7 protein-coding genes are annotated in these 8,779 nt (G+C 54.8%); 6 read left to right on the top strand and 1 reads right to left on the bottom strand.

Annotated elements, in window-relative coordinates; genetic code table 11:
* The first annotated feature begins 159 nt into the window (after window positions 1–159).
* Both BDE01S_RS05760 and BDE01S_RS05755 read left to right on the top strand, forming a co-directional pair.
* Window positions 160–849, top strand: coding sequence for a M15 family metallopeptidase (locus BDE01S_RS05760; RefSeq protein WP_066078545.1), 690 nt, complete (start codon window positions 160–162; stop codon window positions 847–849).
* 196 nt (window positions 850–1,045) lie between these two features.
* Window positions 1,046–2,239, top strand: coding sequence for a DUF819 family protein (locus tag BDE01S_RS05755; RefSeq protein WP_066078542.1), 1,194 nt, complete (start codon window positions 1,046–1,048; stop codon window positions 2,237–2,239).
* A 223-nt stretch (window positions 2,240–2,462) separates the two neighbouring features.
* Here BDE01S_RS05755 and gyrA read toward each other — a convergent pair whose 3' ends face one another.
* Entirely contained in the window at window positions 2,463–5,240 is a 2,778-nt protein-coding gene (gene gyrA / locus BDE01S_RS05750) for a DNA gyrase subunit A (protein WP_066078539.1), read from the bottom strand.
* Window positions 5,241–5,482: 242 nt separating this feature from the next.
* On the opposite strand from gyrA, the gene ttcA reads away from it, so the two are divergent.
* From ttcA to ung, 4 genes are all read left to right on the top strand, one after another.
* Window positions 5,483–6,442, top strand: a complete 960-nt coding sequence (gene ttcA / locus BDE01S_RS05745; RefSeq protein ID WP_066078536.1) for a tRNA 2-thiocytidine(32) synthetase TtcA — start codon at window positions 5,483–5,485, stop codon at window positions 6,440–6,442.
* 320 nt (window positions 6,443–6,762) lie between these two features.
* Window positions 6,763–7,254 carry a DUF456 domain-containing protein gene (locus BDE01S_RS05740; RefSeq protein ID WP_066078548.1) on the top strand — a complete coding sequence of 164 codons (492 nt, stop codon included), beginning with the start codon at window positions 6,763–6,765 and terminating at the stop codon, window positions 7,252–7,254.
* Between the two features lie 44 nt (window positions 7,255–7,298).
* Window positions 7,299–7,865, top strand: a complete 567-nt coding sequence (locus tag BDE01S_RS05735) for a peptidylprolyl isomerase (protein ID WP_066078533.1) — start codon at window positions 7,299–7,301, stop codon at window positions 7,863–7,865.
* Window positions 7,866–8,004: 139 nt separating this feature from the next.
* Window positions 8,005–8,664: a uracil-DNA glycosylase gene (gene ung, locus BDE01S_RS05730; RefSeq protein WP_066078530.1), complete on the top strand. Its 660-nt coding sequence runs from the start codon at window positions 8,005–8,007 to the stop codon at window positions 8,662–8,664.
* Window positions 8,665–8,779: the final 115 nt, after the last annotated feature.

The following is an 8,779-nucleotide window of genomic DNA, read 5'->3' as shown; positions in this document are numbered from 1 at the left end:
GGAAAAGGCCGTCTGAAAATACGGTTTTTCAGACGGCCTCTGCCCCATTTCCTTGACTTTACCAACCCATTTTAATCAAGCAAATACTCTAATCCTGCTTGACACCCGTTTTCCGTTTAAATTATATTCATGATAACTTATTCAATCTCAAACAAAATCATGCGCTATCCTGCCCTGACTTCTGCGCCCGAACTCAATTGGGACGACTTGGCCGCCATTCCCATTCAGGAAAACGGCGAGCCTCTGGCCGAGCTTGAGCCGCATGAGCGGCTGCGGCTGCGTCCGGCTTATTTTTCAGACGGCATACCCGGTGCGGTGAACCATATTCTGCTGCGGGAAAGCGTGATTGCGCGGCTGATGCAGGCGCTTGAGCTTTTGCCCGCGCGATACGGCATGGAAGTGCTCGACGGCTGGCGGCCGGTGGCGGTGCAGGAAGCTTTGCGCGATGATTTCCGCCGCAAAATCATGCAGCGCCATCCCGAATTTTCGGAAACCGAAATCGCCGCTACGCTCGACCAATTTGTTGCCAATCCCCACAACCGCGCCATGCCGCCGCCGCACAGCACGGGCGGTTCGGTAGATTTGACGCTGTTCGACACCGAAACCGGGCTGGCGCTGGATATGGGTACGGCTTTTGACGAACCGAGCCGAAAATCCCACTCGGCCGCGCTGGAAGCCCTGCCGCACAGCCCGGCGCAAGATTACCGCAGAATGCTGGTGCACATCATGCGGCAGGCCGGGTTCAGCAATATCCCGACCGAATGGTGGCATTTTGATTACGGCAATCAAAACTGGGCATTTTATACCCGCCAAACCCATGCCCTATACGGCATGGTCACAACAATATAGTCGTCGAACTTAAATCCTTCTACGGCGTTGGCTCGCCTTGTCGTACTATGTGTACTGTCTTCGGCTCGCCGCCTTGTAGCAAAATTGAATTTCACCGACTATAGTCATTGGAAAGAAGAATGAGACAAGGCGCCGCAACGCCGCATCATGCTTCTAAATAACGATAAAACAAACCACGCCGACAAAGGAGAAACCCATGTCCCTCATCTCACCCGACAACACTCTGGTTTTATGGGCATTTGTCATGCTCGCTGCGGCAGCGGCCATTTATTTGGAACAGAATTTCCGGATGTTCCGAAAAATTCCCGGCGCCGTCATCGCCCTGCTGATTGCCATTTTCTTTTCCAACTTGGGCATCATTCCTCTGAATGCGCCGGCTTACGATGCCGTTTGGGGCTATATCGTGCCTCTGGCAATTCCTTTATTGCTGTTCCAGCTGGACTTGCGTGCCGTCATGAAAGAAAGTAGCCGCCTGCTGCTGCTTTTCCTGCTCAGCTCGGCCGCGACGGTAGCGGGTGTGATTGCCGCATTCCTGCTTTTGAAAGACCGCATTCCTGAGCTGGATAAAATTTCCGGCATGATTGCCGCATCCTATACCGGCGGCGGCGTCAACTTTGCCGCGATGACCGCCAAGCTCAACCCCAGCCAGAGCATGACGGCTTCCACCATTGTAGCCGATAATCTGATGATGGCCGTTTACTTCCTGATTCTGATTGCCCTGGCCGGCTCCGCCGCTGCCAAGCGCATCTGGCGCACCCTGCCCGAGCACCAAAACCATCAGGAAGCATCGGCTGCCGATTACTGGACCGCCAAGCCGATTTCCCTGCAAAACATTGCGCTGTCGCTGGGCGCATCCATTTTACTGGTGGCCGTTTCCTTCAGCCTGTCGAAATACCTGAAAGGCATTTTGGGCACGAGCGACAATATCCTACTGGATATGTTAATCGGCCTGCTGACCGATAAATACCTGCTGCTGACCACGCTGACCTTTGCCGCCACGCTGCTGTTCGGCAAGAAAAAGCATCTGACCAACGGCAGCCAAGAATTGGGTACATACTGCATTTACCTGTTTTTCGTCGTTATCGGCATCCCCGCCTCCATCCCGATGATTATCGAAAATGCGCCTTTGCTGTTTGTATTCACCCTGATTGTCGCCGTAACCAACCTGCTGCTCACCCTGCTGGTCGGCAAAATCTTCCGCTTCAAACTGGAAGAAATCGTCTTGGCCTGTAACGCCAATATCGGCGGCCCTACCACCGCAGCGGCTCTTGCCATCAGCCAGGGCTGGAAGACCCTGGTCGGCCCGATTCTGATTATCGGCACCATCGGCTATATCATCGGCAACTATATCGGCAGCCTGATTTATGCTTTCACGCAGATGCTGGGGTAGCCGGATTTTTAAAAACCGAAACGCGTAGGCATCCGCCCCGCTGCTTACTCAAAGAAGGGATAAACTGGCCAATCCAACCATTTTATCTTTTAGTAAAGCGGCGGGGTAGCAATCCCGCGCAGCAGGCAGCTATGTCAGTCGCTCAGTACGCATATAAAAAGCCGTCTGAAAATCAGCATGGATTTTCAGACGGCTTTTCGCTGCCATACGATAGCACACAACCTTATTCTTCCGCTGCTCCAGTCTCAACTTCAGAAGTTGCTTCGTTTTCCGGTGCGTCCTCCAAACCGGTTTCGCCTTCCGGCTCTTCCGCCACCCGCTCCAAGCTGACCAGCGTTTCGCCTTCGTCCAGATTAATCAGACGCACACCTGCGGCGGCGCGGCCGGTTTCGCGGATTTGTTCGACTTTGGTGCGGATTAATACGCCGCCGCTGGTAATCAGCATCAAATCGTCGCTTTCGCTTACCAATGTGGCCGCAACCAAATCGCCGTTGCGCTCGCCGGTATTGATGGCGATATTGCCTTGGCCGCCTTTGTTTTTACGGCTGTAATCCGCAATCGGAGTGCGCTTGCCGTAGCCGTTGGCGGTGGCGGTGAGCACTTGCAGTTCGCCCTGTTCGCATTCGGGCGCAAAGGTAATCAGGCTGACGATGCGGCCGTCGGCGGGCAGTCTCATGCCGCGCAGGCCGCCGCTGCCGCGCCCGCTCGGACGCACGCCGTGCTTGCCGCTGATAACGGCGGCTTCGTTGCCATCATCTTCGTTTTCAGACAGGCCGTCTGAAAGTTCTTCATCATTTTCGATTTCCGCATCATCGGCTTCATCATTGCCGGATTTTTCCCAGTATTCGTTAAAGCGGATGGCTTTTCCAAGGTTGGAGAACAGCATAATGTCGTCCGCGCCGCCGGTTTGCGCCGCGCCGACCAAATAGTCGCCTTCTTTGAGCGCGATGGCTTTAATGCCTTGCGCGCGCACGTTTTTAAAGGCGGAAAGCTGTACTTTTTTCACCATGCCTTGCGCGGTGGCGAAGAAGACGTATTGGTCTTCCGGGAACTCGCGCACCGCTAAAATCGCGCTGACTTTTTCACCTTCTTCGAGCTGGATGACGTTGTTAATCGGGCGGCCGCGGGAGTTTCTGCCGCCTTCAGGCAATTTGTAAACTTTAATCCAATGGCACTTGCCGAAGTTGGTGAAACACATCAGATAGTCGTGGGTATTGGCCACAAACAGGGTTTCGATGAAATCTTCGTCTTTGGTGGCGGCGGCTTGTTTACCGCGTCCGCCGCGGCGTTGCGCCTGGTAGTCGGTGGTCGGCTGGGTTTTGATGTAGCCGCCGTGTGTCAGCGTAACCACCATTTCGCGCTGCGGAATCAGGTCTTCGTCGGCAATATCGCCGCCGAAGGGGTTGATTTCGCTGCGGCGCTCATCGCCGAACGCGCTTTTGGTTTCTTCCAATTCTTCGCGGATGATGGTGGTAATGCGCTCGGGTTTGGCGAGAATATCCAAGAAATCAATAATCTGCGCCATGATGGTTTTGTAGTCGTTGACGATGGTGTCTTGGTCTAGGCCGGTCAGGTTACGCAGGCTCATGCGCAAAATCGCATCGGCTTGGATTTCGCTCAGGAAATAACCGCTGCCTTGCAAGCCCAAGCCTTGCGGCAGACCTTCGGGGCGCGCCATCTGCATATCCAAATCGGTGCGCGAGAGCATTTCGCCTACCAAGCCGGACTGCCACGGACGGGCCAACAGTTTTTCCTTGGCTTCCGGTGCATCGGCGGATTCTTTAATCAGCCGAATCATCTCGTCGATATTCGACAAGGCAACTGCTTTACCTTCGGCAATATGGCCTTCGTGCCGCGCTTTTTTCAGGCGGAACAAGGTGCGGCGGGTAACGACTTCGCGGCGGTGGCGTAAAAACTCGCTCAAAATCTGTTTCAGGTTCAGCAGGCGCGGCTGTCCGTCAACCAGCGCCACCATGTTGATACCGAAGCTGTCTTGCAGCTGGGTCATTTTGTAGAGCTGGTTCAGCACCACTTCGGCGTTTTCGTTGCGCTTGAGCTCGATGACCACGCGCATGCCCGATTTATCGGATTCGTCGCGCAAGTCGGCAATGCCTTCCAGCACTTTTTCCCGCACTAATTCGCCGATTTTCTCCACCAGCTTGGCTTTGTTTACCTGATAGGGAATTTCATCGATGACGATGGCTTCGCGTTCGCCGTTTTTACCGATGAGCTCGATATGGGTTTTGCCGCGCATGACCACGCGGCCGCGGCCGGTTTTGTAGCCTTCGCGCACGCCGCTCATCCCGTAAATGGTGGCACCGGTAGGAAAATCGGGCGCTTTGATGGTATCAATCAGCACATCGATGTCGGTATCCGGCTCGTCCAAAAGCTGCAGGCAGGCATTGACGGTGTCGGTCAGGTTGTGCGGCGGGATGTTGGTTGCCATGCCTACGGCGATACCCGACGAACCGTTAATCAGCAAAGCGGGGAAACGGGTCGGCAACACCAGCGGCTCGTGCTCGCTGCCGTCGTAGTTCGGGCCGAAATTGACGGTTTCCTCCTCGATGTCGGCCAGCATTTCATGGGCGATTTTCGCCATCCGGATTTCGGTGTAACGCATGGCCGCCGCGCCGTCGCCGTCGACCGAACCGAAGTTGCCTTGGCCGTCGACCAGCATATAGCGCATGGAGAAATCCTGCGCCATGCGCACGATGGTATCGTAAACGGCGGAGTCGCCGTGAGGGTGGTATTTACCGATTACATCGCCGACGATACGGGCGGATTTTTTATAGGCTGAATTCCAGTTGTTTTTCAGCTCGTGCATGGCATACAGCACACGGCGGTGCACGGGTTTAAGGCCATCGCGCACATCGGGCAGCGCGCGGCCGACGATTACGCTCATCGCATAATCCAGATAGGATTTGCGCATTTCGTCTTCAAGGCTGACGGGCAGGGTTTCGAGTGCGAATTTGTGGTCGTTTCGGACAGTTGCGTCGGTCATGATTGTGGTGTTTCCGAATAGCAAAAAATTGTGCTGATTTTAGCATAAAACGCTTTTTTCTGCTATGGAGGCAAGCCCCAAACGACATGGCTTTGTTTTCTAAGCGCCTCAACATTCAAACATCTGACCCACTCTCCCTAAGCTTTCTACCCGGCTACAAAACCAACTGACTATTATGCTGATAAACCCCGCCGTTTTCAGGTAGAATACCGCCTTTGTTCCCGAGCCTCTTTTCAGCGATTATGTCTAAAAAAACCAAGCAAGAATTAGAAAACAACAAGCTCAGTAAGCGTCTGCGTCATGCGGTCGGCGATGCGATTAACGATTTCAATATGATTGAGCCGGGCGATAAGATTATGGTGTGTCTTTCCGGCGGTAAAGACAGCTATGCGCTGCTCGATATTCTGCGCCAGCTCCAAGCCAGCGCGCCGATTGATTTTTCGCTGGTGGCGGTCAATCTCGACCAGAAGCAGCCGGGTTTTCCCGAGCATGTTTTGCCGGAATATCTCGACAGCATCGGCGTGGATTATAAAATCGTGGAAGAAGACACTTATTCGACCGTGAAGCGCGTGCTCGAAGAAGGCAAAACCACCTGCTCGCTGTGCAGCCGCCTGCGCCGAGGGATTTTGTACCGTACCGCCAAAGAGTTGGGTTGCACCAAAATCGCGCTGGGTCACCACCGCGACGACATTTTGGCGACGATGTTTTTGAATATGTTTTACGGCGGCAAACTCAAAGCCATGCCGCCGAAACTGGTATCCGACAACGGCGAACACATCGTCATCCGTCCGCTGGCGTATGTGAAAGAAAAAGATTTGGTCAGATATGCCGAATTGAAGCAATTCCCGATTATCCCGTGCAACCTGTGCGGCTCGCAGCCCAATCTGCAACGCCAGGTCATCGGCGACATGCTGCGCGATTGGGACAAGCGTTTTCCGGGGCGCATTGAATCTATGTTTTCCGCGCTGCGAAACGTCGTGCCCTCGCATCTGGCGGATACCGAATTATTCGACTTTGCCGGCTTGGAGCGCGGGCAAAATCTGAAACACGGCGGCGATTTGGCGTTTGACAGCGAAACCATACCTGAACGTTTTTCAGACGGCAGCGAAGACGACGGCTCGGCCATTTCCATCGATACCAAGCCGGATCGCAAAGTCATCAATATTCTGGCCAGCAAGCCGAAAGGCGGCTGCGGCGCGTAACGGCATTGCGGTATATTCGGGCAACGCGCCATGCGCTCTGCCCCTGCGTTTGCCTACCCTGCTACGTGCGGCGTGCGGCCGATTATCCGGGTGTTTACCCGGATTTTTATTTTTTTGCACAAACCGCGCTTGCAGAATCGGTAATTACCGCAATAATACGCACTGCCGTGAAACGCCGTTTGCCGCAGCAGATTATGCCGCGCGGCGCGTTTCAGGATACCGCTTCCCATATCCGACCGACCGCAGTCCCGTTTTCAGACGGCCTGCTGCCGGGCCGTCTGAAAAATACCGCATTTCATATAAAAAATATAAGGAACACCATGACCGCCGTTCTCATTATTCTCGGAATTATCGCCCTGCTCGCCGGCCTGCTCGGTACGATTTACCCCGCCATTCCCGGCTTGGGACTGATGTTTGCCGGGGCGTGGCTGCTGGGCTACGCGGGTGATTATCAGATTTTCGGCAGCAGCACGCTCGTATTTTTGGGCGTGGTGGCCGCCATCGGCACGGCCATGGATTATGTGGCCGGAATGCTCGGCGCCAAATACACCGGCGCGAGTAAGCCCGCCGTATGGGGCGCGTTTATCGGCGGCATCGGCGGCGCGTTTTTCTCGCTGCCCGGGCTGCTGTTCGGCCCGATGATTGGCGCGGCGGCCGGTGAATTTGTGGCCCGTAAGGATATGCTGCAGGCCGGCAAAGTCAGCATCGGCACGTTTATCGGCTTCATTATCGGCACTGTAGCCAAAATCGGCTGCGCGCTGACCATCGTCTTAACCCTGCTGCTTATGTGGGCCGTCAGCTGGTTTGCCTGATGCCTTCCGCCTGTTTTTGTTCAACACCATAATATCCCAACCTCATGAATACGCTGCTTAAAACCACACTCTCCGCCCTGATGCTCACCGCCGCGCTGAATGCTTCGGCGCAAACCAAGGCCGTTATCGACACCAATATGGGCAAAATCGAGCTGCTGCTGGACGAAGCCAAAGCGCCGAAAACCGTAGCCAACTTTACCGATTACGCCCGAAAAGGCTTTTACGACAACACCGTTTTCCACCGCGTCATCGACGGCTTTATGATTCAGGGCGGCGGCTACACGGCCGATATGACCCAAAAGCCGACCGGCAAAGCCATCAGCAACGAAGCCGACAACGGCCTGAAAAACACCGCCGGTACCATCGCTATGGCGCGCACCGGCAATCCGAATTCCGCCACCAGCCAGTTTTTCATCAATACCGCCGACAACGACTTTCTCAACTTTAAAGACAAAAGCGCACAAGGCTACGGCTATGCCGTATTCGGTAAAGTCACATCAGGCATGGACGTGGTCAACCGCATCGGCAAAAGCAAAACCGCCAGCCGCGGCTTCCACCAAAATGTACCCGTTACCCCCGTTGTGATTAAAAGCGTGCGGATTATCAAATAAATCCGATTTGCCCCAAGTTTGGATACCCAAAAGCCGTCTGAAAAAGCCCGAGTCGCATTTTTCAGACGGCTTTTTTGCCGTATCATGCCTATTTTAAATAACGATATAATGCCGTCTGAAAACACACAGGAGCACGCGCATGAATACTTGGCATGAAGCCGTCGGGCCGGAGAAAGAGCAGCCCTATTTCCAACACATTCTTCAAAGCGTCAAAGCCGAGCGCGAAAGCGGGCAAACCGTTTACCCGCCCGCCGCCGACGTATTCAACGCCTTCAAAGCCACCGAATTCGACCGCGTCAAAATCGTCATTCTCGGGCAAGACCCCTACCACGGCCCCAATCAGGCACACGGCTTAGCGTTTTCCGTGCGCCCCGGCATCGCCGTTCCGCCCTCGCTGGCCAATATCTACAAAGAGCTGGCTCAAGACATCCCCGGCTTCCGCATTCCCGACCACGGCTGCCTGCAAAGCTGGGCCGAACAAGGCGTGCTGCTGCTGAACACCGTATTAACCGTGCGCGCCGGGCAGGCGCACTCCCACGCCCCGCTCGGCTGGGAGCAGTTTACCGATTGCGTCATCGACCGCCTCAACCGCCACCGCGAACACATCGTTTTCATGCTCTGGGGCAGCCACGCCCAGAAAAAAGGCGCATTTATCGACCGCAGCCGCCACCTCGTGCTCACCGCCCCGCACCCCTCGCCGCTTTCCGCCTACCGCGGCTTCTTCGGCTGCCGCCACTTTTCGCAGGCCAATGCCTATTTGGCGGAACACGGCATGCAGGCCGTGGATTGGCAGGTTTAGCCGCCTTTGTGACAGGCCGTCTGAAAAACGATATTTTTCAGACGGCTTTTGTGGAACCGATGATATTCATGGATAAAGCACTTTCAGATTGTATAGTCATTTAAAATGAAAATGG

The sequence above is a fragment of the Bergeriella denitrificans NBRC 102155 genome (genome assembly GCF_001592185.1).
Lineage (GTDB): Bacteria > Pseudomonadota > Gammaproteobacteria > Burkholderiales > Neisseriaceae > Neisseria > Neisseria denitrificans.
The sequence above is the reverse complement of the archived record's forward strand: the minus strand, read 5'-3'. Positions and strand labels throughout refer to the sequence as shown.

Coding starts and splice junctions, on each gene's coding strand:
- BDE01S_RS05760 (WP_066078545.1), top strand. CDS start 160: ATGCGCTATCCTGCCCTGACTTCTGCGCCCGAACTCAATTGGGACGAC.
- BDE01S_RS05755 (WP_066078542.1), top strand. CDS start 1,046: ATGTCCCTCATCTCACCCGACAACACTCTGGTTTTATGGGCATTTGTC.
- gyrA (WP_066078539.1), bottom strand. CDS start 5,240: ATGACCGACGCAACTGTCCGAAACGACCACAAATTCGCACTCGAAACC.
- ttcA (WP_066078536.1), top strand. CDS start 5,483: ATGTCTAAAAAAACCAAGCAAGAATTAGAAAACAACAAGCTCAGTAAG.
- BDE01S_RS05740 (WP_066078548.1), top strand. CDS start 6,763: ATGACCGCCGTTCTCATTATTCTCGGAATTATCGCCCTGCTCGCCGGC.
- BDE01S_RS05735 (WP_066078533.1), top strand. CDS start 7,299: ATGAATACGCTGCTTAAAACCACACTCTCCGCCCTGATGCTCACCGCC.
- ung (WP_066078530.1), top strand. CDS start 8,005: ATGAATACTTGGCATGAAGCCGTCGGGCCGGAGAAAGAGCAGCCCTAT.